Annotated in this window: 19 protein-coding genes and 1 pseudogene; 8 read left to right on the forward strand and 12 right to left on the reverse strand. The window is 63.9% G+C overall.

Annotation, left to right across the window (positions count from 1 at the left end; all coding sequences use genetic code 11):
* Positions 1 to 11: 11 nt before the first annotated feature.
* Positions 12 to 1,112 carry a DmpA family aminopeptidase gene (locus CV023_RS09680; protein WP_330166656.1) on the reverse strand — a complete coding sequence of 367 codons (1,101 nt, stop codon included), beginning with the start codon at positions 1,110 to 1,112 and terminating at the stop codon, positions 12 to 14.
* 135 nt (positions 1,113 to 1,247) lie between these two features.
* Here CV023_RS09680 and CV023_RS09685 point away from each other — a divergent pair, with 135 nt between their 5' ends.
* The gene (locus CV023_RS09685; RefSeq protein WP_230745298.1) at positions 1,248 to 1,892 is read left to right on the forward strand and encodes a TetR/AcrR family transcriptional regulator; all 645 of its coding nucleotides are present in this window, start codon (positions 1,248 to 1,250) and stop codon (positions 1,890 to 1,892) included.
* Here CV023_RS09685 and CV023_RS09690 read toward each other — a convergent pair.
* Entirely contained in the window at positions 1,842 to 2,789 is a 948-nt protein-coding gene (locus CV023_RS09690) for a ketopantoate reductase family protein (RefSeq protein ID WP_230745300.1), read from the reverse strand. The genes CV023_RS09685 and CV023_RS09690 overlap by 51 nt on opposite strands.
* Positions 2,790 to 2,916: 127 nt before the next feature.
* Here CV023_RS09690 and CV023_RS09695 point away from each other — a divergent pair, with 127 nt between their 5' ends.
* The gene (locus tag CV023_RS09695) at positions 2,917 to 3,648 is read left to right on the forward strand and encodes a TetR/AcrR family transcriptional regulator (protein ID WP_230745302.1); all 732 of its coding nucleotides are present in this window, start codon (positions 2,917 to 2,919) and stop codon (positions 3,646 to 3,648) included.
* A 3-nt stretch (positions 3,649 to 3,651) separates the two neighbouring features.
* On the opposite strand, the gene CV023_RS09700 is transcribed toward CV023_RS09695, so the two are convergent.
* A complete protein-coding gene (locus CV023_RS09700) occupies positions 3,652 to 4,503 on the reverse strand; it encodes an aldo/keto reductase (protein ID WP_230745304.1) in 852 nt (283 codons plus the stop codon).
* A gap of 117 nt (positions 4,504 to 4,620) precedes the next feature.
* On the opposite strand from CV023_RS09700, the gene CV023_RS09705 reads away from it, so the two are divergent.
* On the forward strand, positions 4,621 to 5,433 hold the full coding sequence (locus CV023_RS09705) for a hypothetical protein (protein ID WP_230745306.1): 813 nt from the start codon (positions 4,621 to 4,623) through the stop codon (positions 5,431 to 5,433).
* On the opposite strand, the gene CV023_RS09710 is transcribed toward CV023_RS09705, so the two are convergent.
* Positions 5,387 to 6,328, reverse strand: coding sequence for a phosphoglycerate dehydrogenase (locus CV023_RS09710; RefSeq protein WP_230745308.1), 942 nt, complete (start codon positions 6,326 to 6,328; stop codon positions 5,387 to 5,389). The genes CV023_RS09705 and CV023_RS09710 overlap by 47 nt on opposite strands.
* 91 nt (positions 6,329 to 6,419) lie before the next feature.
* On the reverse strand, positions 6,420 to 6,815 hold the full coding sequence (locus CV023_RS09715; RefSeq protein ID WP_230745310.1) for an MmcQ/YjbR family DNA-binding protein: 396 nt from the start codon (positions 6,813 to 6,815) through the stop codon (positions 6,420 to 6,422).
* A 106-nt stretch (positions 6,816 to 6,921) separates the two neighbouring features.
* Between CV023_RS09715 and CV023_RS09720 the strand changes: the two genes are divergently transcribed.
* Positions 6,922 to 8,103, forward strand: a complete 1,182-nt coding sequence (locus CV023_RS09720) for an SLC13 family permease (protein ID WP_230745311.1) — start codon at positions 6,922 to 6,924, stop codon at positions 8,101 to 8,103.
* 137 nt (positions 8,104 to 8,240) lie between these two features.
* On the opposite strand, the gene CV023_RS09725 is transcribed toward CV023_RS09720, so the two are convergent.
* The 3 genes from CV023_RS09725 to CV023_RS09735 are packed head-to-tail and all read right to left on the reverse strand — an operon-like array spanning position 8,241 to position 12,117.
* A complete protein-coding gene (locus CV023_RS09725) occupies positions 8,241 to 9,572 on the reverse strand; it encodes an enolase C-terminal domain-like protein (protein WP_230745313.1) in 1,332 nt (443 codons plus the stop codon).
* Positions 9,573 to 9,576: 4 nt separating this feature from the next.
* Complete coding sequence (locus CV023_RS09730; protein WP_230745315.1) at positions 9,577 to 11,163, reverse strand: aldehyde dehydrogenase (NADP(+)); 1,587 nt, start codon at positions 11,161 to 11,163, stop codon at positions 9,577 to 9,579.
* A 6-nt stretch (positions 11,164 to 11,169) separates the two neighbouring features.
* Positions 11,170 to 12,117 (reverse strand): 5-dehydro-4-deoxyglucarate dehydratase, encoded by a 948-nt coding sequence (locus CV023_RS09735; RefSeq protein WP_230745317.1) that lies wholly within the window; start codon positions 12,115 to 12,117, stop codon positions 11,170 to 11,172.
* A gap of 220 nt (positions 12,118 to 12,337) precedes the next feature.
* On the opposite strand from CV023_RS09735, the gene CV023_RS09740 reads away from it, so the two are divergent.
* From CV023_RS09740 to CV023_RS09750, 3 genes are read left to right on the forward strand one after another with little or no spacing between them, the layout of a single operon-like run.
* Positions 12,338 to 13,462 (forward strand): L-talarate/galactarate dehydratase, encoded by a 1,125-nt coding sequence (locus tag CV023_RS09740; RefSeq protein WP_230745319.1) that lies wholly within the window; start codon positions 12,338 to 12,340, stop codon positions 13,460 to 13,462.
* A 13-nt stretch (positions 13,463 to 13,475) separates the two neighbouring features.
* Positions 13,476 to 14,762: a glucarate dehydratase family protein gene (locus CV023_RS09745; protein ID WP_230745320.1), complete on the forward strand. Its 1,287-nt coding sequence runs from the start codon at positions 13,476 to 13,478 to the stop codon at positions 14,760 to 14,762.
* A gap of 33 nt (positions 14,763 to 14,795) precedes the next feature.
* Positions 14,796 to 16,106 carry an Nramp family divalent metal transporter gene (locus CV023_RS09750; RefSeq protein WP_230745322.1) on the forward strand — a complete coding sequence of 437 codons (1,311 nt, stop codon included), beginning with the start codon at positions 14,796 to 14,798 and terminating at the stop codon, positions 16,104 to 16,106.
* A 415-nt stretch (positions 16,107 to 16,521) separates the two neighbouring features.
* On the opposite strand, the gene CV023_RS09755 is transcribed toward CV023_RS09750, so the two are convergent.
* Both CV023_RS09755 and CV023_RS09760 read right to left on the reverse strand, forming a co-directional pair.
* Positions 16,522 to 16,932: a hypothetical protein gene (locus CV023_RS09755; RefSeq protein ID WP_230745324.1), complete on the reverse strand. Its 411-nt coding sequence runs from the start codon at positions 16,930 to 16,932 to the stop codon at positions 16,522 to 16,524.
* Between the two features lie 163 nt (positions 16,933 to 17,095).
* Positions 17,096 to 17,827: a class I SAM-dependent methyltransferase gene (locus CV023_RS09760; protein ID WP_230745326.1), complete on the reverse strand. Its 732-nt coding sequence runs from the start codon at positions 17,825 to 17,827 to the stop codon at positions 17,096 to 17,098.
* A gap of 135 nt (positions 17,828 to 17,962) precedes the next feature.
* Between CV023_RS09760 and CV023_RS09765 the strand changes: the two genes are divergently transcribed.
* Positions 17,963 to 18,904, forward strand: coding sequence for a MerR family transcriptional regulator (locus CV023_RS09765; RefSeq protein ID WP_269067299.1), 942 nt, complete (start codon positions 17,963 to 17,965; stop codon positions 18,902 to 18,904).
* Between the two features lie 549 nt (positions 18,905 to 19,453).
* Here CV023_RS09765 and CV023_RS09770 read toward each other — a convergent pair.
* Together CV023_RS09770 and CV023_RS19135 are read right to left on the reverse strand one after the other, a co-directional pair.
* Positions 19,454 to 23,617 (reverse strand): hypothetical protein, encoded by a 4,164-nt coding sequence (locus CV023_RS09770; RefSeq protein ID WP_230745331.1) that lies wholly within the window; start codon positions 23,615 to 23,617, stop codon positions 19,454 to 19,456.
* A gap of 728 nt (positions 23,618 to 24,345) precedes the next feature.
* Positions 24,346 to 25,529: pseudogene (locus CV023_RS19135) on the reverse strand (IS3 family transposase).
* Positions 25,530 to 25,720: the final 191 nt, after the last annotated feature.

Genomic DNA, 25,720 nt, shown 5'->3' on the forward strand with positions numbered 1-25,720 from the left:
TTCGCATTCGGTCAGTCGGCCATGGCCGCCATCAGCAACTCGTGGTCGATGGCGTGTGCCGTGATTCCAGTCGGTCCAGTGACAGTTTCAGCGGACACGAGACAGTTGAGAATGGCCTCTTCCGTTGCTTCGATCACGAGATCGAAGAAGCTGGTCGTGAGCTGCGGGGCGATCATCGACAGCTCGATCGTTGCCCGCTCGATCTGTGGGTTCTCGTCCCACAGATAAGGCGGAAGGCCACGATTTCCGGTTGAAAATGCCAGCATCAGGTCACCGCTGTACTGCTCACCGGTTCCGCCCATCCGGCCGACTCCAAGCGCGGCGCGCTGGGCCAGGCGGGTACATTGATGCGGCAGCAGAGGCGCATCGGTAGCGACGATGACGACAATCGACCCCGATCCCCGTTCGTAAACGGTCGGGGCATCCGGAGTGGGAACCACCTCGGCGCCGATACGTCGCCCGACCGGAACCCCCTCAACGCTCAGTCGCTCTCGCCTGCCGTGATTCGCCTGCACGAACACTCCCACCGTGTAGCTGCCAGCAGAGGTGTCGAGGATTCGTGACGACGTTCCCGATCCACCCTTGAACTCGTGGCAGATCATCCCGGTGCCACCGCCGACATTGCCTTCCTCCGGCAGCTCGGATGAGGCTGTGCGCAGTGCGTCGAAGACATGCTCTTCGCGAACATGATGACCATTGATGTCATTGAGCAACCCGTCATAGGTCTCGGCTACGACAGGCAGACACCAGTACGGTCCCGGACCACGGTGCGCCACCTGTTCCTTGACCAGCGCATCGCGAACGAGTCCGACGCTGTGAGTGTTGGTCAGCGCGATCGGCGACGTCAGTTCGCCGGCCTCCCTGATCCATTCGAGTCCGGTCATCTCACCGCTGCCGTTGAGCCTATGAGCACCAGCGAAGACGGGCTGCGTCCAGATGTCCTCGTGAGGGAGGATCGTCGTCACCCCAGTGTTCGCGGTCGTCTTCTCCCCACCGGAAGGCACTCCCCCGAGGGTGGAATATCCGAGCTTGACACCGGGTACATCGGTGATTGCATTGAGCGTGCCGGTCCGATGGGTGCCGACCACAATGCCGAGATCACGAGCTCTCACAGTTTTCCTCCAGTTATTTTCCTAATGTGAAAATAATGGCGTAATGTGGCGTGGAGCACAACCCCTCGACCGAAATCTCATTGCGCAGTCGGTAACCTGAATACTCAGCAGCCGAACGAGGAGCGAGGAGGCGCAGTGGCGCGACCAATCACTCAAGCGCAACGTCGGGAGGATATCCTTCGGGCAGCGATCTCACTCGTCGGCGAGACGGATCTTGCGCAGCTGAGCCTCGCCCAGGTGGCAGACAGACTCGGTGTGACGACCAACGCGATCAGGTACTACTACTCCGACATCGAGAGCCTCACCGCCGAACTCGCGGCGCGTTCGAACACCCGATTCTACGAGGACCGCCTCGCGCTCATCGATACGATCGCCGATCACGAGAAGCGGCTGGAGGCCGTAATCGAGGCCGGATTGCCGACAGGTCCCGAAGACGCGGAATGGCGAGTCATCTGGATGGCGATTCTCGATGCAGGTTTCGACCTCAAGAACCGATCCGATGTTCAAGCCATCTACCACCGCCAAGTCGGACTCTATGAATCTCTCCTCGCGGCAGGTTCTCGCGCGGGCGACTTCGACCTGCAGCAGGAAGCACTGGACATCGCGATGACCCTGATGTCGATGGAGGACTACCTGGGCTATCGTATTGCCGCTCGGGATCCGCTTGTATCCCGAAAGACGGCGCTGCATCTCATGAAGGACTTCGTTCGGGTCTCTGTCAGACCGCAGTCACTCGAACACGGGTTCCAGAGCGGTCAATCTCGGCACAGGGACTCCTAGGAGTCTCGCCTCGGCGAGGACATCACGCGGATAGATGCTGGTCATCTCATAGTTGCCGTGGCCGCTTCCCATCGCCTGATCCATGAGATAGCCGAAGCCGCCGTCGCCGCCGAGGAGTCTGCGCAGACCGAAGCCGAGCAGACCGGCCGGGATCAGGCTCACTGCCTTGGCCCCCAGGCGCGGAGTTCCGCCCTTGGCTTCGAGGACGGGGATCATCTCCCGCACGTGCAGCATCGATTCCTTCACCGCGGAGGGTGATCCCACGAATTCGCGGAAGCCGCCGGAGCGGAGGATTCCGATCATGATGGCAGCGTCGAGGATGAAGTGGAACCACAGCCAACTCCGGAAGTCCGCCACTTCGGAGACCGAGAACCCGGCCGTAGTGAAGAGCTCGTGCACCGCCCTGTCTCGCTCGGACGGCTTCTCACGATCGAGCAGCCCCAGGAATACGGTCTTGACCATGCCGCCGCGCAGGGTGCTGTCGAAGAATCCGCCGCCGGCGCCGGGGAAGCCCCACACGATCTGGTCCTCGGGGATTCCGGCCACCGCCTGTGTGGGCTCGATCCAGATGTTGTTGAAGACGAGCACCGTCGCCTTGCCGATGCGTGGGGCGAGGAATTCGACGGCGGTGGCCATCTGGTCGTGGTTGACGCTGAGGATGATGAGGTCGTAGTCATGATCGGCGGTCAGCTCCTCGCGCATCGTGATCGGCCAGCGCCGCCTGACCTCGCGATCGCCGCGTCGGCGGCGGCCGTCCCTGATCTCGAGGTCGACGTGCGGGCCATAGTCGGCGGCCCGGCCCGGACGGACATAGAAGTCGATCTCGTGCCCGGCCGTCTCGAGCGCCCATGCGTACTGTGTGCCGATCACTCCGCGACCGAACATGAGAATCTTCATCTGCTTGCCTCTTCTCCGGCCCATCGCCGGGTTTCGACCCACCCATCCTGATCTGGAAGGTGCTTTCCACTTAGGTTAAGGTCGAATGCGACCGGGTGATTCCGTTTCCGTGGAAGTGAGAGAAGATATGCCCGAGCAGTCTCAGATCGACGCCTCCCGCAGCACGAAACTTCGCTCGGATGCGGCACTCAACCGGCGGCGCATCCTCGCCGCCGCTACCGAGCTCTTCGCCGAACGCGGACTCGATGTGCCGATGAGTGCGATCGCCCGGCGGGCGGGAGTCGGTGTGGCCACGCTGTTCCGGCGGTTCCCTGACCGCGAGAGCCTCGTCGAAGAGGCCTTCGCCACGCAACTCGATCATTGCGAATCGGTGCTCTTCGAGGCGGTGTCCGATCCCGATCCGTGGAACGGCTTCCGCCGCTTCATCGAGGAGGTCTGTCGCATGCAGATCGAGGATCGCGGATTCACCGAGGCGTTCCTCTCGACCCGCGCCGCAGCCGAGGACTCCGAGATGCCAGAATCCGATTCCGGGCCCAATCCCGACCCCGGGCCCGGGCACGAGCACCGGCACGGCGTCGACGAGAAACGACGTGAGGCGGAGGTACAGTTCTCCCAGCTCGTCGACCGCGCGAAGCAAGCGGGAATGCTGCGGGAGGACTTCGCCGTCAGCGACCTGACGATGGTGTTGCTGGCCAATTCCGGCCTCAGCTCCGCATCGGGTCGGCACACACACGAACTCTCACAACGACTGGTCGCGTTTCTGCTCTTCGCCTTCGGAACCGAGACCGCGCGAGCTCAGATCGCGCTGCCGCCACCCAGCCGGATGGGTATCAGCGAGCTGTACTCCCCCGCGACGTGACCATCACATCTCTTCGTGGGTGAGCGGATCCCGGTCCTTCATCCGACCGCGCTCGAGTCCGGAGATCGCGGCCACCTCGGCGGGGGTGAGGTGGAAGCCGAAGACATCGGCGTTGCTGCGCTGACGTTCCGGGTTCGCCGACTTCGGAATCGGCAGACTGCCGATCTCGATGTGCCAACGCAGCACCACCTGGGCCGCTTCCACGCCATGCGCGGCGGCCGCCTCGGCGATGGGGGCCTCGTCGAACAGCCCCTGGTCGCGGTAGAGCGGTGACCAGGCTTCGGTCTGCACGCCGACCGAACGGTGGAACTCGATGAGCTTCTCCTGCGGGAAATATGGGTGGAGTTCGACCTGGTTGACGGCGGGGGTGACGCCGGTGACCTCGATGAGTTCGGCGAGCATCGCCTCGGTGAAGTTCGAGACGCCGATGGACTTCACGAGCCCGCGATCGCGCAGTTCGATGAGGCCGCGCCAGGTGTCGATGTACTTGCCGACGCTGGGGTTGGGCCAGTGGATGAGATGGAGGTCGAGGTAGTCGAGGCCGAGCCGGGCCAGCGATTCCTCGGTGCTCGCGATCGCCTCGTCGAAGCCGTGGTGACGGCCGGGGATCTTTGAGGTGACGAAGAGTTCGGACCGTTCGACCGGTGAGTTCGCGACGGCTTCGCCGACCTCGCGTTCGTTCTCGTAGTTGACCGCGGTGTCGAGGAGTCGGTAGCCGGAGTCGATGGCGCCGACGATCGCGTCGACGCCCTCCTGGCCCTTCATCGCGTAGATGCCGAGGCCGAGCTGCGGGATCGAGCGGCCGTCGTTGAGGTCGAGAGTGGGGATGGCTGGGTTCTGCGCTGATGTCGACATATCCCCACCCTATGACCGCCGAGGCGGGGCTGGCCAGGGGTGGTCGCTGCCTGTGAGGACCGCTGAAACTTCGTCGGCGCCGGGTTCTCACAACGCTTCTTGGGTTAGCGTTTGAGCATGAAGATGAGAGTGCGAGCCGTGGCGCAGGCGCCCCTTCGCTTCGCCCGGCGACTATCAGGCTGGCAGATGGCGTTTCTGCTTCCGTGCGTCGGCTTGGCGCTGGCTCTGCTTCTCCACGTGGCGCAGTGGGTGACTTCGTGGATCTCGACGTCGGTGGCTCAGTCTCGCGGTGTTGCCGAGACTTGCTCTGATCTGATCGACGACTTCGGTGCCGATCCGGACGCGGTGGAACTCGTCGATCGCGCCCCTTTCGGTTTCACCTGTTTCGCCTCGACCCACGACGGCGGCTACTCGATGATCGAATACTCTGGGGTCACCTCGGCGATGTTCGTCATGTCGGCCGGGCTCGCGGCGCTGGGCTTCGCGGTCCTCCTCGGCGTACTGCTGGCGTTCACGGTGACCAGGCTGGTCACGTTGTACCGCTCGCCGTTCTCCGAACCCTGTCGGGATCGGTGGCCGCTACGCCTCATCGGGGTCGGGGCCTTCCTGCTTCCGCTGATGCTGCTCGGCCAGTATCTGCAGTGGTATTCGGCGTCGAAGTCCGATGGATTCGGGATCTGCCCGGGAGACGTCGGCGGCGAAGAGGCGTTGGGATTCTCCGTGACTGCCAGTTACCTGCTTCCCAGCCTCACCTGCAGCGGGGACACCGTCTCCGGTGAGGAGTTCTCGGTGACGCAGTACGGGTTCCCCTTCTACGGATTACTCGCCGGGCTGATTCTGGTGGCGGTGGGGCTGGTTCTGCTCTTCGTTGTGAAACCGCTCCTCACACGACGAACCCGCGCGGCTCCCGCCCTTCAAAGACGTCGATGACTGCTTGGGCTGCGGCGATTCCGGCGCGTTCGCGCGCTTCGACGGTCTGCCCGGCGAGGTGGGATGTGATGACGACGGAGTCCATGGTCCGCAGCGGGTTGTCTTCGATGATGGGTTCGCGCTCGAGGACGTCAAGTCCGGCACCGGCGATCTGCCCCGAGCGTAGGGCGCTGACCAGGGCAGTTTCGTCGACGAGTGAACCACGGGAGGTGTTGATGAGGACGGCCGTGTCCTTCATTGCCGCCAGGGTCTCGGCGTCGATGACCGGGGTGCCGGTGGCCCGGGCATGGAGGGTGAGGTAGTCGGCGGCCTTCACCGTCGTGTCGAAGTCCGCGAAGTCGATCCCGGAGGCGGGGTCGACGTCGGGGTGGCCTGTGGACACGAGAACCTGCATGCCCAGGGCTGTGCCGAGTGCGGCGATTGCTCGGCCGCTGGGGCCATAGCCGATGACTCCGAGCGTCTTCCCTCGCAGTTCGGTCCCGGCTTCCCGCGGCCATCCGCCGGAGGCGACTCCGCTCAGTACGGTCGCGAGGCGGCGGGCGCTGGCGAGCATGAGGGCGAGTGCCATCTCGGCGACGGCGTGATGGTTGACCTCAGGAGTATTGCAGACTCGGATGCCGAGTTCGGCTGCGGCGTCGAGGTCGACGTTGTCGTAGCCGACTCCGGCGCGGGCGAGGACCTTGAGGTCGGTGGCGGCGGAGAGCATCTCGCGGGTGACCGGCTCACTTGCGGCGATCGCTCCGCCGGCTCCGGTGAAGAGTGTTCGCTTCTCCTCGTCTGTGCGGCCGCCTCCTGCCGGCGAGTAGACCGGCTCGAGACCGCGCTCACGCAGCATCGTGTCGACGGTGTCGCCCGAGTGGAGGTAGTCGGTGGTGATGACGATGCGTGAGCTCATGGATCCGACCTTACCGGTGGCGGGTTGGTCTCAGGGTGATGTTCCGCGTGGTGGTGTGGATACCGATCCCGACGCATCGCTTACCCGAGCCTCACTCCCCCGCCGACACCTGCCGGACCAACCTCGCCGAGGCGGTGTTCCGGTACGAATCGACGATGAGTTCCCGCAGCTCCTCATCGTCCAGCCCTGACACTTCGAGGCCGATCCACCCGGTCGGACCGAGATACATGGGAACGAAGGAGTCCGGTCGCTCGAGCATCACCTCGGCGTCCATGGGATCGAGGAGGACGAGAACGGAGTGAGGGTGCTGTTCGATCTCGCCGGTCACGTGCTTGCGTGCACCCCCGTAGTAGGCGAAGACCTTCTTCGTAAAGAAGGTCGGGCGACCGTGCGAGACCTTCTCCATGGCCTCGGGCAGGCTCAGCGCGATCGCCCGCAGCCGGGCGAGCACCGGATCGTCGTCATCGAACATCTGCGGATGCGCCATGGTTCCAAGGTACGCCGTCGCCCCGAGGATGGTGCGGCGCGCGGGGAACACCGCAGACGACAGACGGCGGATGGTGCCTCGCGCGGCCCCGGCGTACCCTGCACATGTGAGTGATTCCGTGTCCGGTCCGACGCGGCGGCACTGGATCCGGATCATCACGGGGATCCTCGCGGCCGCGGCGCTCCTTGTCGTGGTCGCCGGTCTGGTGCCCGGTCCGCAGCTCGGCGAGCTGGCAGCGACCACCGGGCCGGTTCTCGCCTTCGTTTTGGGGGTGACGATCGTCGCCGAACTCGCGAGCTTGGCCGGGGTCTTCACCGTCCTCGCCTCGCACCTCGCGGCCTGGGGTCGGGGTCGTGTGATCCTGCTGTGGTCGCTCGTGCTCGTCATGATCGTGCTCATCACGGCCTTCATGTCACTCGACACCACGGCCGTCCTCGTCACCCCGATCGTCGTCGTCCTCGCCCGCCGGGTCGGCCTCTCTCCCCTGCCCTTCGCCCTGGCCACCGTGTGGCTGGCGAACACAGCGTCCCTGTTCCTCCCGGTCTCCAATCTGACGAACCTCATCGCCGCCGATACCTTCGGGCCGCACCCGGGTGATTTCACCTCCGCCCTGTGGGCCCCGACCCTGACTGCCGTGGTCATCACCGTCGCTGCGCTCTCGATCATCTACCGCAGGTCCCTGACCGGCAGGTACACGGTGACCGCCCCCGCCGAGGTGGCTGACCGTCCGCTTCTCATCGTCGGCATGATCGTCGTTGGCCTGCTCGTGCCACTGCTGATCTCGGGCGCGGACGTGGCCATCGTCGCCGGAGGCGCCGCGCTCGTTCTGTTGGCGGCGTTCGCGATCCGCAGGCCCCGAGTGCTCAGCCCGAGCCTCGTCCCGTGGCGCACTCTGGTGTTCGCGGCGAGCCTCTTCGTCCTCGTCGAGGCCGCCCACGCCCACGGATTCGGGACGCTGCTGGCCTCGGCGAGCGGCACAGGTGAGGACCTCGGCAGCCTGCTGCAGGTGGCGGCGGTCGGCGCACTGGGTGCGAACGCGGTGAACAATCTGCCGGCATTCCTCGCACTCACCCCGATCGCCGAGTCCCCGCTGCGCATGGGCGCCCTGCTCATCGGCGTCAACCTGGCCCCGCTGATCTCACCGTGGGCATCGCTGGCGACCCTGCTGTGGCATCAGCGGCTGACGAGTCTCGACGTGGACATCTCTTGGCGTCGCTACGCCCGGTTCGGACTGCTCCTCGTCATCGTCCTCGTGCCCGCCTGCGTGCTCGCACTCTGGGTGAGTTGAAGCGGGCGGCGTTCGCGGGTGGCCGGGCCGCTCTGCACCGATTCAGTCAGGATGCACCGGTTGCAACCGGTGCATCCTGACTCATTCAGTGCACTTCTCGGGCGCGGAGGCGGTCAGCAGGCTGCACCGCACGCGTCTCACCGGACCAGGCAGGGTCGTTTCGCGTCGAAGGACCATCCGGGGACCAGGTACTGCATGGCCACCGAATCGTCGCGCGATCCCAGACCGTGTTCGACGTAGAGTTCGTGGGCCGCGGCCAGTTTGTCCTCGTCGATCGTCACGCCGAGGCCCGGTGTCTGCGGTACAGCGATCTCGCCGTCGACGATCCGCAGCGGCTCGGTTGTCAGCTCCTGACCGTCCTGCCAGATCCAGTGGGTGTCGAGCGCGGTGATCTCGCCTGGGGCGGCGGCACCGACATGGGTGAACATGGCCAGGGAGACATCGAAGTGGTTGTTCGAGTGCGAACCCCAGGTGAGACCGAAGTCGTGGCACATCTGGGAGACTCGGTGAGAGCCGGACATCGTCCAGAAGTGCGGATCGGCCAAGGGGATGTCGACAGATGACTCACGGATCGCGTGGGCCATCTCCCGCCAGTCCGTGGCGATCATGTTCGTCGCCGTCCGCAGCCCGGTGGCACGACGGAACTCGGCCATCACTTCGCGCCCGGAGAAGCGACCCTCGGGGCCGCAGGGATCCTCGGCGTAGGCGACGACGCCGTTGAGTGCATGCCCATAGCGGATGGCGTCCTCGAGCAGCCAGCCGCCATTGGGGTCGAGGGTGATCCGAGCGTCCGGGAAGCGCTCGGCGAGCGCGGTGACGGTGTCGACCTCACGGTCGCCGGCGAGCACACCTCCCTTGAGCTTGAAGTCCTTGAACCCGTATTTCTCGGCAGCCGCCTCGGCGAGGGTGACGATCGATTCCGGGGTCAGCGCCTCTTCGCGACGCAGCCGATCCCAGCCGGTAGCCTCAGGCTCACGCAGGTAGTCGAGATCGGTGGCGTCCGGGTTGCCGACGTAGAAGAGATACCCGAGCATCGGCACGGCGTCTCGCTGCTGGCCTGCGGCGAGCAGGTCTGCCACCGGCAGCCCGAGGAACTGTCCGAGGAGGTCGAGCAGCGCGGACTCGAGCGCGGCGGTCGCGTGCACGCCGACGCGCAGATCGAAGGTCTGGTTGCCTCGGCCTCCGGCGTCGACTGCGGCGAACTTCCCGTGCAGCTCGGACACGATCCGATTGACCAGAGCCACCGGGCGACCGATCAGCTCTCCTCCGGCCTCTTCGATTGCTGACTTGATGTTCTCTCCGCCGGGAACCTCACCGAGCCCCGTCCGTCCATCGCTGTCGGTGACGAGAACGATGTTGCGGGTGAAGTAGGGCCCGTGTGCCCCGGAGAGGTTGAGCAGCATCGAGTCGCGCCCGGCCACGGGGACGACGCGAACGGCGGCGATGGTCGGTCGAACCGTTTCGCCCATGTCTCTATCTCACCGTTCCGTCGATCATCTGCACGACCGACCAGGGGTTCTCATCCTGCACCGGCTCGGGCAGCAGCGAGGCGGGAATCGCCTGATACGCGACCGGCCGGAGGAACCTGTCGATGGCGAGGCTGCCCACCGAGGTTGTCGCCGGAGCCGAGGTCGCCGGGAACGGCCCGCCGTGGACCATCGCGTGTCCGACCTCGACTCCCGTCGGCCATCCGTTGAAGAGGATTCGACCGCAGAGGTCTTCAAGTGTGGGAAGCAGTCGGCCTGCCGCCTCGTGGTCGGACTTTGCAGCGTGAATGGTCGTCGTCAGCTGTCCTTCGACGTCTGCGAGTGTGGCCGCAAGCTCGTCGACATCGGCATAGCGGACGAGCAGAGATGCGGCACCGAAGATCTCCTCGCTGAGCACACTGTTCGAGCTCAGCGCGGCCGCCGAGGCGGTGAACACGACAGGTGCGGGAGCATTGGCTTCCTGACCCGGCTGGCCCTGGGCCACCTCGGTGACGTCGTCCTGAGCGGCGAGCTTCGAAACCCCTCGGTCGAACGCCTCGGCGATCGAGGGGGTGAGCATCGTCTGCCCGGACTGCTCGCGCAGCAGTTCGGCCGTGGCGGCGACGAATGCGTCGCCGGCGGCTCCGGTCGGAACCAGCACCAGCCCGGGGGCTGTGCACAGCTGACCGCTCGATCCGGTCAGCGACGTGACGAACTGCGCGGCGAGCCCCTGGGCTCCGGTCCCCTCGTCGCCCAGTGCGCCTTCGAGGAGGATCACCGGGTTGATCGAGCTCATCTCGGCATAGACGGGGATGGGCACGGGACGAGCAGCCGCGGTGGCGGCGAGTGCGAGTCCGCCGGTGCGCGAACCGGTGAATCCGATGGCCGCGATGCGCGGGTCAGCGGCCAGCTGCTGACCGACGGAGGAGCCCGGCCCGTAGACGAGCGAGAAGACTCCGCTGTCGATCCCGGTCTCTTCGGCGGCTCGGGCGATTGCCCGGCCGACGATTTCGCCGGTGCCCGGGTGCGCATTGTGGGCCTTGACGATCACGGGGCAGCCTGCGGCCAGAGCCGAGGCGGTGTCGCCGCCGGCAACGGAGAAGGCCAGGGGGAAGTTGCTGGCTCCGAAGACGACGACGGGTCCCAGCGGAACTCGGCGCTGCCGGATGTCGAGTCGCGGCGCAGGGGTCCGGTCGGGAAGGGCCGGGTCGATGCGGGCACCGTGGTGGTTCCCGGTGCGGACCACCTCGGCGAAGAGGCGCAGCTGTCCGACGGTGCGGCCGACCTCTCCGGTCAGCCGTGCCTGCGGAAGCCCGGTCTCGGACATCGCCCGCTCGACCAGCGGTTCCCGGACCGCTTCGATGTTCGCGGCGATCGCGTCGAGGAAGCGGCTTCTGGCCTCGGGGGTCGTGCTGCGATATGAGGAGAAGGCCGCGGCCGCCGCCGCGATCGCCTCATCGACCTGAGTGGAGTCGAGGAAACTGTAGTCGGGGGCGAGCTTCTCCCCTGTGGAGGGGTCGACGGCCCGTGTGGAGCCGCCGTTGCCGGCGAGCTGGGCGCCGGCGATGAGGGACTGGCCGGTGAGTTCTGTCATTGGCGATCAGGCTCCGATCTTCTCGGCTGTGGCGGGACGGATTCCGGCGGCGTCGATGAGCGCGCCGAGGTCAGCGATGTCCTTTTCGCTGAGGTCGGTCAGCGGTGGTCGCACTGGTCCGCTGTCGTGTCCGATGGCCTTGAGGCCGCCCTTGACGATGGAGACGCCGAATCCCTTTCCGCGATCGCGGATGTCGAGGTAGGGCAGGACGAAGCGATTGAGCTTCTCCGTGACCGCAGTGCGATTCTGTTCTCGCACATCGGCATAGAAGTCGAGAGCGAACTCGGGGACGAAGTTGAACATCGCCGAGGAGTAGGTGCTCATCCCCAACTGGAGGAGCGGGAGGGCGAAGGTCTCGGCCGTCGGCAGCCCGCCGAGGTAGAAGAGGCGGTCGCCGTTCTTCGCATAGACCTTGGTCAGGTGCTCGATGTCGCCGATGGCGTCCTTGAAGCCGATGAAGTTCGCATGGTTGTCGGCGAGGCGGGCGACGGTTTCGGCGGAGTAGATCGCGTTGGCGCGGTTGTAGACGATGACGCCGATGTTCGTCGCTTCGCAGATCGCGGCGACGTGGCGGTAGAGGCCGTCCTGATCGCATTCGGTGAGGTAGGGCGGGAGCACCAGGACACCTTCGGCCCCGGCCGCTTCCGCGTCCTTGACGTTGCGCACCGCCTGCACGGTCGGTCCCGCCGCGGATGCCAGGACCGGTACTTCGGGCCGGGATTCGGCGACGGCCAGGGAGACCACTCGGGCTGCTTCGTCGGGGCTCAGGCTGAAGCCCTCACCGGTGCCGCCGGCTGCGAACAGGCCGGCAACCTCGTAGCTGGACTGCCAGGCGATGTGGTCACGGTAGCGATCCTCGTCAATGCTGAGGTCCGAGTTGAAGGCCGTGGCGGGGAACGAGAGCAGACCGTTCTTCAGATGTGTCGCCAGTTCCTGAGGGGAGAATTGGGCCATGGTGCTTCCTTTTCTGACATCTTCGATTGAGGTGATTCGGAAGTGACTCTAGGGTCCTCTGTGATGCCTGTCTAAGCCCCATTCGATATCAGTTCATGCATTAAAGGTATTGGCCTCTGCGGGCGAACACGTATGTCATGGTGTCGGCACACGACTCGTTCGGGCACCGCCGATTGCCGTGACGAGATCGACTTCGAATCGGCATTTCTGAGGAGCACATATGGCGTACCATCCCGATGCGATCACGTCGATCACCCTGTCATCGATCCGACTGCCCTTGGAGGTGCCGATCTCGGATGCCAAGGTCTTCACCGGGCGGCAGAAGCCGATGACCGAGGTGGCGATGCTCTTCGCCGAGATCACGACCGCAGAGGGGAACTCGGGGATCGGCTTCAGCTACTCGAAGCGCGCCGGCGGTCCCGCCCAGTACGCCCACGCCAAGGAGATCGCCGAGGCGGCCCTCGGCGAGGATCCCAACGACATCGCCAAGCTCTACACGAAGCTGCTGTGGGCGGGGGCCTCGGTCGGTCGCTCAGGACTGGCCACCCAGGCGCTCGCCGCCATCGACATCGCCCTCTACGACCTCAAGGCCAAGCGCGCGGATCTCCCCCTGGCCAAGTTCCTCGGCAGCCACCGGGATTCGGTCCGGACGTACAACACCTCCGGCGGCTTCCTCAACGCCTCCATCGACGAGGTGAAGGACCGTGCGTCGAAATCGCTTGCCGACGGCATCGGCGGAATCAAGATCAAGGTCGGCCTGCCCGACAGCGCAGAGGACATTCGACGCGTGAGCGCGGTGCGCGAGCACATCGGCGATGCACCGCTGATGGTCGATGCCAATCAGCAATGGGACAGAGCTACCGCTCTGCGCATGGGGCGGGCCTTCGATGACCTCGACCTCGTCTGGATCGAGGAACCCCTCGATGCCTATGACGTGGAGGGACATGCCCGACTGACCCGCACCCTGGACACCCCGATCGCCACCGGTGAGATGCTCAGCTCCGTCGCCGAGCACCGTGCACTCATCGATGCCCGGGCCTGCGACATCGTCCAGCCCGATGCGCCGCGAGTCGGCGGCATCACGCAATTCATGCGCCTGCTCACGCTGGCCGATGAGGCGGCACTCGACATCGCCCCGCATTTCGCGATGGAGATCCACCTTCATCTGGCCGCGTGCTACCCGCGGGAGACCTGGGTCGAGCACTTCGATTGGCTCGACCCGCTGTTCAACGAGCGGCTTGAGACCAAGGACGGTCGGATGATCGTGCCCGACCGCCCCGGTCTGGGAATCACGCTCAGTGATCAAGCGCGTGCCTGGACAGTCGAGACCGTGACGATCGGCTGAGGACAACACTGCAATGACAGGAACACCGACCTCACGCGAGCGCATCGTCGATATCTCCATCACCCCGGTGGCCTTCGCCGACCCGCCCCTGCTCAATGCGGTGGGAGTCCATGAGCCCTTCGCCATCCGCACCATCGTCGAAGTCATCACCGACTCCGGCACCTACGGACTTGGCGAGACATACGGCGATGAGGCTCACCAGGCGCGACTGACCCTCGCAGCCGAGGCACTCATCGGCACGGACATCTTCGACATCAACCACGCGCGCACCAGAGTCGACGAGGCTCTGGCCAAGGATTCCAGCGCCGGTGGGCACGGGATGAGCGGAATGATCACCGATTCCTCCACTCTCGATCGTGTCTTCTCACCGTTCGAGGTGGCACTCCTCGATCTGCAGGGCAAGAAACTCGGTCTGCCCGTCTCCGAGCTTCTCGGCGGTCGCGTGCGCGAGCGGGTCGACTTCAGCGGCTACCTGTTCTACAAATGGGCCGGGCATCCGGGACATGCCGATGACCGGTGGGGTGAGGCTCTCGATCCCGCCGGCATCGTCCGGCAGGCCGAGAAGATGGTCTCCGAATACGGATTCAGGGCTCTCAAGCTCAAAGGAGGCGTCTTCGCCCCGGATCAGGAAGCGGAAGCCATCGAGGCTCTTGCGACCCGATTCCCCGAGGTGCCGCTGCGAATCGACCCCAATGCCGCCTGGACGGTCGAGACGTCGAACCGCGTTGCCGAGCGTCTGGCCTCAACGCTCGAATACCTCGAGGACCCGACGCCGGGTATCACGGGGATGGCCGAGGTCCGCTCCTCGGCCTCCATGCCGCTGGCGACGAACATGTGCGTCGTCGCCTTCGCTCAGCTGCCGGAGGCGATCGCGGCAGGCAGCATCGACATCATCCTCTCCGATCACCATTTCTGGGGAGGGCTGCGCAGGTCGAGCATGCTGGCAGGCATCGCCGAGACCTTCGGAATGTCTTTGTCGATGCATTCGAATTCGCACCTGGGCATCAGCCTCGCGGCCATGCTCCATTTGGCCGGGTCGACTCAGAACATCGACTTCGCCTGCGACACCCATTGGCCGTGGAAGAACCCCGAGGACGATGTCGTCGCCGGTGCCCCGTTCCACTTCGAAGGCGGAAGCCTGGAGGTGCCGAAAGCACCCGGGCTGGGCGTGGAGCTGAACCGAGACAGACTCGCCGCCCTGCACCAGCGCTACCTCGACTGCGGAATCAGAAATCGCGACGACACCGGCTACATGCAGAAGCTCGACCCTGACTACCAGGCACTGGCTCCGCGCTGGTGATCTGACCGGACCCGCCGAAAGGATCCAATACATATGAGTTCCCCGAGCAACGATGCTCAGACCGAGACAGACACCGGCGCAGGCGCCCCGAGAAAGAGAGGAATCCTCGGAAGCCTCCGCGAATTCGGCCCCGGCATCATCGCCGTCCTCGCGATGATGGGGGCCGGGGATCTCGTCACCGCCTCGGTGTCGGGGTCGAACTACGGCTACAACCTCATGTGGCTGCTTGCCGCCTCCCTGCTCATCCGATTCGTCATCGTCAACATCATGGGCCGCTATCAGGTCCTCAACCTGAAGAACCAGTCGATCATCGAGGGCTACAACGATGTCGCCCGCTGGTACCCCTGGGCCATCGGCATCGCCGCACTCATCAGCGGTCACCTGCTCAACGGCTATATGGTTCGCGGTGCCGGCGAGGCTCTGGCGAAGATCATCACCATCGGCGATCCGTTCCTCTGGTCATGTGTCCTCGTCGTCGCCAGCATCTTCGTGATCGGCAAGAACGTCTACAAGACGATCGAGAACATCATGAAGCTGCTCCTGGCCATGATGACGGTGGTGTTCCTCGGACTTGCGATCTACAGTGTTCCCGATGTCGGTGAGATCGTTCGCGGCACCATCGGGTTCGGAATCCCCGACAACACCGGAGCGATCGGCGTCTTCGCCGTGGCATTGTCATTGATCGGAGCAGTCGCCGGCTCGATGGCGAACTTCCTCTACCCCTACTACGTTCGCGACAAGGGCTGGAGAGGCATCAGCTACAAGAAGCTCCAGCGCAACGACATCCTGTTCGGGATTTCGTCTGCCATCGTCATCAGCCTCTCGATCTGGGTCGTCGGTGCCGAGATCCTGCGGCCGAACGGCATTGAGGTCACCAACCTCGATGACATCTCCCAAGCGCTGTCGATACACCTCGGAACCATCGGCGGAATCGTCTTCTATCTCGGCGCGTTCGGAATCCTCTACAGCAGCGTCGTCGGCTTCGCCAACGGCTTCCCCAAAGTCATCGTCGACTGCATGCACATCGTGCGGCCCGCCCGGCGCGAACGCTACGGAAGCCGCCTCGAGGACGATCCGAGCTTCAAGTGGCTCAGCCTCTTCATCCTCATCTCGCCGATCATCTGGGCATTTCCGGGCATGCCGGGCTTCGTCACCATGGCGGTCTTCGTCACCGGGCTGCAGGCGATCATCGTGCCGCTGGTCGCCATCGGTCTGCTCATCCTCGCCAACAGGAAGAGCAATTTCGGGGAGCACCGAGCGAACATCTTCGAGAACATCGTCCTCGTGCTCACCACCCTGCTGACGATCTGGGTGACCATCCAGGTCGTCATCGGCTGGTTCTGAGCTCAGGCTCCCTGCGTCGCCGCATCGTGGCGCAGGGAGCCGCTATCACCGTCGCCGGGGCGACGCTGCCACTCGCAGCGTCGCCCCATGCCCCACCAGAATGCTCATGACACGAACTCCTTCTCCTGCCGCTTGATCTTCGAGCGGCCGAACACCTTGCTGATGATCGGCAGAAGCAGGCATAGGCAGCTCACCGAGATGCTTGCGCACCGGGGCCTGTCGACCGTGCGGATCGCTTCCCGAAACGTCAGCTCAAATACAGCCAGTCAGATCCCTCGGTCGCTGGGTACCCCCGGGACCGACCCGGCTCTCTAGGTTGTTCCTCTGTGCTGTTCTTATCGCTGTTTGTCGCGATCCTGCATGGAGAGAGCAGACGGCACCACTTCGCTCGAGCACCGCGCGGTGCCGATCGCGATCAGAGCACCGAGAGCGCGTAACTGAATCGGTCTGTCGCGAGGTCGAGGAGAATCCAGAGCAGTCCGAGGCCGGACGCGATCCCGCCCATCGCCATCGCGGACGTGGCCATTCTCGACGTGCCTGCGGCTCGAGGGGCCCGGCGTCTGCCGATGAGGCCGAGGACGAGAGCGACACCCCCGAGCACGAACGGCGCGACGCTCGTGAGCACGAGCCCTGGCAGCAGGTGCTGGGCATCGTAGGGAGGGCCGCCCTCCGACGAAGCCCCGAGGCCGGAGAGACCGTCGAGGACCACGAAGACGAACCCTGGGAACCAGACGACCACCGCCGCGATCGCAAAGAGCAGCGCGGCGATGCTCGTCGCTCGACCGCTCGCCTGGGGGCGAGTCACTTCGGTTGCCTGCTGCATCATGCGACCAGTCTCCCACCCGGGAGTGGATGCACGCTTCTCTCGGTCGCTCGACTACGATTTCATCCGCGCATCGGGCGAGAAGTACGAGCCCGACCCGTGGGACGCGACGCCTGAGTGCATCTATCCGTGCGGGCATCTGGTCGCCCGGGTCCCCGGTAGAGGCTCAGGATTCGAGGGCGAAGAAGAGGAAACCCGGCGATGTCGATAAGTGGGCAAAGTCCTCGGGATGACGATTGCGGGCCTCCGGCAGGGGCTGCGGTTCGGTGATGGTCCTGATGAGGAACCCCGCCGAGGCGAAGGCATCGAGCATCTCCTGCAGCGACCTGCGCCAGAACCGCATCGGAACGCGCCGACCGCCGAACTCCCAGTCGAACTCGTAGCTGGTGGTGGCGAAATAGTCCGGACGAGGCTCGCGGATCGTATAGGCGATGATGGGGTGGTCGACGGAGACGAGCAGACGACCGCCAGGCCGCAGAACCCTGCGTAGCTCGGCCAGCGCCGGTTCCCAGTCCTCCAGATAGTGCAGAACCAGTGAGGCGATCGCATCGTCGAACATGCCGTCGTCGAAGGGCAGTGGATCGTTGAGGTCGACCCGATACAGTTCGATATCCTCACCGAGGCGCAGCCTGGCCAAGGCGAGCATCCCGGCGCTGGCATCGATGCCCGTGACGGAGGCGCCGCGCTCACGCAGAGCCTCGGACAGGGCTCCCGAACCGCAGCCGACATCGAGGATGCTGCGGCCGGCCACCTCTCCGGCCAGGGCGAGCATGGCGGGGCGTTCGTGGTAGGCGTTGGCGAGACTGCCGTCGTTCTCTTTGGCGTAGGCCTCTGCGAAGGCATCGTAGTCGTTCGCGTCCAGTTGGCTGGGCCCGGTCTTTCCGCTCGTCTCATCCATACTCCCAGGCTAATTGCGGTTCCCGGGAAGTCAGCTCAGACGATGCGAAAGCAGTGGAAGCGCCGCGAGACGGTCACCTGCAAGAGTTGACCTTGACCCGCAGGGCAAGGTCTAACGTTCTTCTCGGAGGTGACGATGCGAATCGGAGAGGCTGCCCGGAGGGCCGGTGTGACGGTGAAAGCCGTGCGCTACTACGAGCGTCTGGGGCTGTTGAGTCCCGAGCGCAACGCGAACGGCTACCGGGACTACGGCGAGGACCACGTGCGGATCCTCGCAGAGATCCACGATCTGTCCGCCGCCGGGATCAGCGTCCGGGCCACACGCCCGTTCGTCGAGTGTCTGAAGCTCGGTAGCGAGCACAGCGACGACTGCGTGTCGTCTTTGGCGGAGTACCGCCGCAGCATCAACGAGATCGACCGTCTCGTCGCCTCGCTCACCGCCCATCGTGCGCGGCTGGTCGCACGGCTTGATCAGAGCGCCGCACGCGGATTCGACAAGGAGAAGAACACGATGACTGACTACACGACCCTCCCCGATGGCCTGCCGGTTCCCGAGGATGATGGGGCCGCCGATCACTTGCCCGGAACCGCCATACCGGACCTGACTCTGCCGAGCAGCGACGGCGGCAGCATTAAGCTTGGCAACCTCGGACCAGGCAGGGTTGTCATCTATCTGTACCCTCTCACCGGCCGTCCTGGTGTGGATCTGCCGGACGGCTGGGATTCGATCCCCGGAGCGCGCGGCTGTTCGACGGAGGCCTGCAACTTCCGCGACCACTTCGACGATCTGAAGTCAGCGGGGGCAGAGCTGGTCTACGGACTTTCGAGTCAGGACCCCGTCTACCAGGCCGAAGTCGTCGACCGTCTGCGGCTACCTTTCCCGATGATCTCCGACGAGGCGTTCGCCCTGGGCAAGGTGCTGAACCTGCCGACGTTCTCCGCCCCAAGTCGCGAGAGTCTCTACGCGCGTCTGACATTGATCATCCGCGATGGCGTGATCGAGCACGTCTTCTACCCGATCTTCCCGCCGAATGAGCATGCCGGGCAAGTGTTGGAGTGGTTGCGCGGGAACGGGTGAGGTATTGGGGCGAGAGGTGCCCATGGAAATTGAACCTGCGATCCCTTGGAGGCTCCGGACAGTTTCCGGTCTCCGCCGATCGTCTCGGGAACTCGCGGATTCCCTTGCGTTTACAGGGAACCGGGCGGTTCGCTTGGGTTGCTTGTAGTCGATTGGTAGCGATCTGTGGCGGCTGATTGGGATGAGTAAGCAATGGCCACGATTCCTCCGTTACGGCGTCCACAACGTAGTCTTCGCTGCAATGCCCCTTACATTTTCTCGAGAAAAGCCGTGCTTGATCTGGCATTCATACGCCGCCGCCACGAGCGAAGGCCGGACGGGCCTCGATAGCTGAGTTCGACGACGTTCGCTGCAGTGTTTCGAGCATCCACGACAACGCCCCGGGACCCCGCCGTTCACGTGCGATGAGAGCGACGACATGCCCCGTTTCACTTTCGACCTGGAGTCTTAGTCAGCCGCGATCACGGCCGGACACCGCGTCGATTAGACTGCCAGAGCCGAGCGATCCGGCCGACGGGTGCCATCCTTGCTGTCCGTGCGATCGAGTTCTCAGGCTCCTCGCCGAAGCGAAGCGTCGAGGACTACGACGGCAACTTTTCCTCCTGCCACCGCCGCGGCGTCATCCAGTTGAGCACGTAGATCGTCTATGCCAGCAAAACGAGCTGCGGTGCTCCGACGCCGATCAGAACTGTCAGCCCATGGTTCTTGGTCGAACCAAACGACGATGTAGATGCCGTATTCGGTTTGGAAGTCTGCCATGTAGCGCTCGACGAGCTGGCTGCTGATCGAATCAATTGCTCCGGCGTTCCAGACCCCCTTCACCTCACCGGGAATCTTCACGGAGGTCGTCCCCTCTAGTGCGGCGTTTGTCGGGATGGCTTCGAAGCGGAGGTCGGTACGTTCGGGCAGCCCGGACAGCTTGATACGGCGAACCTGGACTTCGCGGTTGACGACCGCACCCGCATGGCCGAGCCTGTTGTTCAGTTCGATGGCCAGGTAGTCGGAGATCTCCTCTTCGGTCTTGGGCCGCGCCGCGTACGTATCCCATAAGAGCGGAGCAGATGGAGTGTCGCACTGGAGGCGGGCCTGGATACCTTCCAGGGCCAGGAGTACGGCGTTCTGAAGGTCAGCGTCCGTGCGCATCAATCGCACTGATTGATTAGCTGCAAGTTGATCCAGCTCGTGCGGGTTGAGCGGCTGCCAGGACTGATCACGGAGGGTCCGCTTGGCATCGATCAGGACTCGCTTCAGCCAAGGCTCCTCCGGCAGGGCATCGCAAATTTCCTGGATGGCTCGAACGGCGCTGGTGGTGCCTCTAAGCCGGAGTCTTTCGAGCAGCGCATCGCGCCAGTTTGCAAGAGCCTCCCGCGGGCCGACCCAGTGAACATCGTCGGACTGTGGGTCCTCTGCGGGAGGGAAGAGCTCGCGGAGGTGGAGGTACAGGTCGCCAAGGCCGGCGTCATCTAGGTCGGGCATCTTGCGGTCGTGGGCGAAACGGTTCGCGAGGAACACCTTCTTGATGAACTCCGGATCGGTTTCCAGCAGCGTCCGTAGGCGTGGCCATCCGGCTGTGGGGGCGTGTAGGAGCAGCCTCATGGCCGCATCTGCCGCACGATCGGGGTTATTGGTCCGCTCCGTGTCGCCGATCCAGCTGAGCAGCGCGGGTTCGACCAGACTTATCCACCCGCCTGTGAGAAGGGAATCGAGCAGGCTGTCTCGGGTTTCCTTGGCTGTCGCCCTATCCAGCCTTGAGGTCAACTCGCTGGCGAGGCCTTCCGACATGAGCGCGGCCAACTCGGTTGTTGCGAAGACGTGCTTCTGCTCGGCAATGTCACGGTCGATGAGTGTAAGCAGTGTCGAGACCATCTCGGGGCGCGCGTGCTTGGCGGCCAATTCGATCAGAGTGGTCTTGTCGTCCGGGTTGGCGCCGTTAACCGTACCGGTCCAAGCGATGATGATCGGAGCCCATTCCTGCCAGACAGCGGGCGGGAGAGCGGCGAGCGTGGCAGGTCGTTCTCGGAGCAGGAGTACCAGGGCGCGGTAGCCCGCCCGCGCGGGGTGGAAGATGACATCTTTGGCCAACCAGCGATCAGGTTCGCACCGTCCGTCGCGCAGATAGTTGGCCGATGCCGCAATGAGGTCGGTCTGCGTGGTCGCGGGGAGGGTCTTCCATCGTGGATGAGCGGTGAGGTCAGGCTGAAACTCGTTCATGAATCGCTGCGCGCCGGGTCGTACCGCCACCAGGCGCACGGCGCACCAGTACGCCTCGACGTCGCCGCTGAGAGCGCGCTGCGCGAGCGTGGCGATCTTTGGGTTGACCCAGGAGTCCGTCGTCTCGGCTGCTTTCCGTTCCTCTAGCTCCCTTCGACGGTCGGCCCACTGAGCCCATTGAGCGCGTGCCTGGGCCGCCTCCGGTGAGGAGAGCAGCACTACACGGCGCCAGGAGCTGAAGACTTCCGCCGCCGGGTCAGTGTCCGACAGGCTCAGCACCAGGTCGCTGTGTGCCACGAGCTCTGGTCGGATCAGGTAGTGCATCGCGGTGGCGATGTTGGTGCGAAGAGTCCCGTCGGCAGCTCCATATTGATCGATGAGCCATTCAAGATCGGCCTCCGAGAGCAGACGTAGCCCGTGATTCGACAGGTGATCGCACATGGCCCAGGTCTGTTCCTCAGTTGCCTCGGCCAGGAGCACGAGCGCTATTTCTCGTCGCTGGTCGTCGTTTAGCTCTGGAGCCTGGTCGAACGTATGCTCGCCGAACAGCGGCTCGTAGTCTTCCGCGTGTTGAAACGCCACGTGTCGCAGCGCCTGGCGAGCGCGCAGGTCGTCGAGGTGGCGGATGCACAAGCCAGTGACGGCGTTGACCAGGTCCGCGAACCGGCTGTCGTTGAGCTTGTCAGTGTTCGAGAGAAGCCAGTCGCAAGCCGGCGTCAGATCTGCGTCCGTCAGCGCCGCGGCGAAGTGGTTTACGAACATGGAGTACATGCCAATGAAGTTGCGGGGATGACGTGGGCCAAGCAACGCGAAGACATCTGCAGTGGTGATGGCGTGCGGCCAAGAGGCCATCAATACTGCGCCCTCGAGCTCATGGTGAATAGGACTGCTCTCCTCGCGGCTTGTTCCGGATGACTTGAGTAACCCGACCAGTGCCCTGCTTGGGCTTTCCTCAGAGAGGTCACGCACATTCAGCGCTGCCGATACCCGCAGACTCACCTCGGCTGTCGGGTCCAGCGCGAGGGCGACTAAGTCTGGGACAAGCTCAGTGAGTAGGCATTGGCGAGCGATGCGCAGGGCGAGTCGTCGGGCTTCGTCACTTTGGTCCGAGAGCGCTTGACGAACCTGAATAGCCAGCCCTGAGTGGCCAAGTCCGGTCAAGTCGAGGTTGTACTCGTCGTAGAATGTGCCGGCGCGCGCCTCTGTGAAGAGCGCGTCGACCAGCTCGGCCCTTAGCGCCTCCTCCGGGATGTCTGCGTTCTGAAGAAATGCCTGGGGGTCGCGGGTGATGAAGCAGCGGAACCGAGTCGGCATCATTGCGACTAGCCATGCGGCGACCGACCGCACTCGCGGGTAGATCTGCCCGTCGTCGGCGAACAGTAGAGACTCGATCTGCTGGTCACCGAGCGAGCTTTCAATCATCCACCGCACCGTCAGGTAGTCGGCGAATGTTGCATGTGCCCATCCCAGCCGAGACTCACCGTTGCCCGTGAACAGACCCGTTCGCAGTGTCGTATCAACGACTTCCGAGGAGGTCGCGTGCGCCTGTGCGACGAAACCCGTTGGCAGGCACTCGTCGACGGTGATCGTGGCGTCTTCAGCCTCGGCGATGTGGCCTATCCAGATTGACGGCCGACCCCCGAAGGTCGAGATCGCCGCAATTCGCGATGCAACCCTGAGTCTTTCGGTGGCGCTGCCCGCGGCGAAGCCTGCGCCGTGCCGCATCGGATTCATCTCGTCGGCCAATGCCAGAAGACCCTTGTCATACAGCTCTGAGGCGCTTTGCGGGAGCCCTCCGGCGGGGTCGATCGAGGCGCGCAGCAGATTCAGTGTCAACGGTCGCGCAGCAAGTGGTACAACACGGGCGGCTTCAACCGCTGTCAAGACGCCGATCGGATCAACGCCGGCTGCTCGAAGGAGCGTTGCGGCGTCGTCGCGTCGTAGCGGCAGCAGCTCCCGAACCTGGACGCCTTCTTTGCCAAACCCTTCCTCCAGCACCTCCCGCAGGAATGCTGGCCAGCTCGCAGTTCGGCACGCGACCCGCAGGTATAGCCGAGAGCAGTCGCATTGGTTGAGAAAGTCGACGAGAAGGCGCGGCAGAGTCTCAATGCGGTCATGTGCCTCGTCGAAACCGTCAAGGCTCAGGCACAGCTCGCCGCGTCCCCTGCTCCACACCGTGAGCTCGGCGCTCTCGAAGACACGGGCCACTAGCCGCTCTTCGCTGCTGAAGGATCCCAAGTCAAAATGCTGAACCGGAATGCCCGGATCGGGCTGGAACTCGCGTCCCCCGTTGAGCGCACTGGTCTTGCCTATGCCGGGCTCACCTAACAACACAAGGCACCGAGCACTAGCAAGATCTCGGGTGGGAGATATGCGAGGGTTAATCGAATAAAACGCACCAGCGGAAGGCTCGGCCAGCCAGCCCTCCTGTGTCAGCTCGTAGGACTCGCCAGAGGCGGCCCAGAATCGCTCGAGGCTGACGAAAGCACCGGAACGTTTCATACCTGACTCCTATATCCCAGGCCGGCTCACCCAAAATCGAGCATCAATCCTATGCCACAGCGTCAACCGGTATAAGACTGAATATTAGTCGTCGCAGAGATCCTCGAACGGACATCTCGGGTTCGAGTCCGCAGCACGTCTTATCATCGTGCTTGGGACATCTGCCAACGTTCGTATCTGTTGCGAACCGCTCACTGAGCGCTTATGCCGTGCGGCAGAGTCGATCCGCTACTATCGCAACGCGGTCCAGACGCTCACCAACTACGACTATCTAAGACTGGCGTGATCAGACTCGATGTATGCGCTCGTTGCGGCACTCGCGACGACGTCCAGTTACTAGAGTCAGAGATTGCACGTGGTCTTCGCTGCCATCCCTTCCTACATTTCTCCTTCACTATCAGCAGTTTGAACAGGACTTTCCAGAGCAACCTCCTTTATCGTCGATACCCGCAGCGTCAAATACACGCCTGCCCATTACGACGTCCACATCTCTAACGGCGTACCTGACCCGATGGACCGGATCTCGAGGCACATCGTCTAACTAGATTTGTCGCTGACGACGCAGCGTGGAAGCTCCTTCAAAGCGCACCCAATGACGAGGCATGTTCAGTCGTCTCCCTGCTCTGAGATCGCGTTAGACACTCACACTATATGCCGGCTGTTGAAGCCTCGCTCCAGGGGGCTGTTAGTTAAGGGGACTGTTGCAATGAGAGGTGCCAATCGGGGTGTCACGCTGCGAGTGCAGGTGACTCACTAATTGCCTTGTACTCGATTGGTGTCAAACGACCCGACCGGGTTTTCCGACGACGCCGGTGACACATCCCCTCGATCCAGGTCAAGATCGCGATTCTCAACTGGTCCCGACTCACCCACCGGCGACGGTCGAGCACGTTCTTCTGCACCAGAACGAAGAACGATTCCATAGCCGCGCTATCGCCGGCCGCGCTGACTCGTCCCATCGACCCGGCCAGGCCGTGACGGGCCAGTGCCCGCGTAAACTTCTTCGACCGGTTGAATACGGCTTGCGACTCCCTGCCGCTTTGTACCACCCATTCGGCCACATCGCCACCGCTACGTGCAACGGTCATCTCGAGGGCTACGACAGCCAAACGCGCCTTCATCCGGGCCCCAATGGAGTAGCCGACTATCCTCGACGAGCAAACGTCCTTGATCGCGCACATGTAAGCTCGCCCTCATTCGTGTGACGCTCCGTTATATCGGCGAGCCGGAGCTGATTCGGGCCATCAGCTCCGAACTCGTGCCTGCGTCGTCCGTCGGCGTCGACAACCGCACACAGATCGCCGTGGACAGGCAGACCGGGCTTCTTCCCGTTCTTGCCCGGCCCTTGCCGAAGGCGGAGAACTAAATATAGGCCGAACACAGCCACCACGCGGAGCGCACCGCCATCGGTTGCCCACTCGCTTCGACTTCGTCGGCGAAGTACCGGTACGCAAACTCAGGGCCATCACGGTGGACATCGAAGAGAGCGTTGGCCCAATACGCCTCGACGACGTCAGCTTCGGGGGTCGACGTTGCCAGCCACCGGTAGTAGGGCTGGCGAGAGAGCTTGAGTACCCGGCATGTCATTGCGACGGAATCCCATTGGCGGCGAGCTCTCTCACGAGCGGGTAGAGCCTTTTGACGGCAGGTTTGCCCGCGACAGATAGGCGGTAGCACGGTGCAGCATCACGTTCTCCTGCTCAAGCAGACGGGTGCGCCGTCTGAGTTCTCGCAGTTCGGCGGACTCGTCACTGGTGAAACCGGGTTTATTGCCGACATTGATCTCGGCTTTCCGAAGCCGTTTCACGATGGTGCTTTCGTGGACTCCGAAGTCCTTCGCGATCTGGACAATCGTGGTGTCTTTGTCCCGGCCCAGTGCGACGCGGAATTCTTTCGGGTAGGGCGGTGGCATGATGTTCATCCTTCCAGGCTTGCCTGTGTACAAGCCGGATCAGATATCACCAAACCCTGTATCCGTCCCGATCTCCTTCAATCAACTAGGATCGCCGCTACCAACTTGATGTCCGGGTGCAACTAGGGACAGCGAAGCAGCCCCGGAGTCCAGTGGCGGAAAGCGAAAGGCCCTGGATTACATCTGGTCTA

Origin of the sequence: Brevibacterium sp. CCUG 69071 (genome assembly GCF_021023135.1) — a bacterium.
GTDB lineage: Bacteria > Actinomycetota > Actinomycetes > Actinomycetales > Brevibacteriaceae > Brevibacterium.

Excerpts from the sequence above, each read along its gene's own strand:
- CV023_RS09690 (WP_230745300.1), bottom strand. The coding sequence starts at position 2,789 with ATGAAGATTCTCATGTTCGGTCGCGGAGTGATCGGCACACAGTACGCA.
- CV023_RS09695 (WP_230745302.1), top strand. The coding sequence starts at position 2,917 with ATGCCCGAGCAGTCTCAGATCGACGCCTCCCGCAGCACGAAACTTCGC.
- CV023_RS09700 (WP_230745304.1), bottom strand. The coding sequence starts at position 4,503 with ATGTCGACATCAGCGCAGAACCCAGCCATCCCCACTCTCGACCTCAAC.
- CV023_RS09705 (WP_230745306.1), top strand. The coding sequence starts at position 4,621 with ATGAAGATGAGAGTGCGAGCCGTGGCGCAGGCGCCCCTTCGCTTCGCC.
- CV023_RS09710 (WP_230745308.1), bottom strand. The coding sequence starts at position 6,328 with ATGAGCTCACGCATCGTCATCACCACCGACTACCTCCACTCGGGCGAC.
- CV023_RS09715 (WP_230745310.1), bottom strand. The coding sequence starts at position 6,815 with ATGGCGCATCCGCAGATGTTCGATGACGACGATCCGGTGCTCGCCCGG.
- CV023_RS09725 (WP_230745313.1), bottom strand. The coding sequence starts at position 9,572 with ATGGGCGAAACGGTTCGACCGACCATCGCCGCCGTTCGCGTCGTCCCC.
- CV023_RS09730 (WP_230745315.1), bottom strand. The coding sequence starts at position 11,163 with ATGACAGAACTCACCGGCCAGTCCCTCATCGCCGGCGCCCAGCTCGCC.
- CV023_RS09735 (WP_230745317.1), bottom strand. The coding sequence starts at position 12,117 with ATGGCCCAATTCTCCCCTCAGGAACTGGCGACACATCTGAAGAACGGT.
- CV023_RS09740 (WP_230745319.1), top strand. The coding sequence starts at position 12,338 with ATGGCGTACCATCCCGATGCGATCACGTCGATCACCCTGTCATCGATC.
- CV023_RS09745 (WP_230745320.1), top strand. The coding sequence starts at position 13,476 with ATGACAGGAACACCGACCTCACGCGAGCGCATCGTCGATATCTCCATC.
- CV023_RS09750 (WP_230745322.1), top strand. The coding sequence starts at position 14,796 with ATGAGTTCCCCGAGCAACGATGCTCAGACCGAGACAGACACCGGCGCA.
- CV023_RS09755 (WP_230745324.1), bottom strand. The coding sequence starts at position 16,932 with ATGATGCAGCAGGCAACCGAAGTGACTCGCCCCCAGGCGAGCGGTCGA.
- CV023_RS09760 (WP_230745326.1), bottom strand. The coding sequence starts at position 17,827 with ATGGATGAGACGAGCGGAAAGACCGGGCCCAGCCAACTGGACGCGAAC.
- CV023_RS09765 (WP_269067299.1), top strand. The coding sequence starts at position 17,963 with ATGCGAATCGGAGAGGCTGCCCGGAGGGCCGGTGTGACGGTGAAAGCC.
- CV023_RS09770 (WP_230745331.1), bottom strand. The coding sequence starts at position 23,617 with ATGAAACGTTCCGGTGCTTTCGTCAGCCTCGAGCGATTCTGGGCCGCC.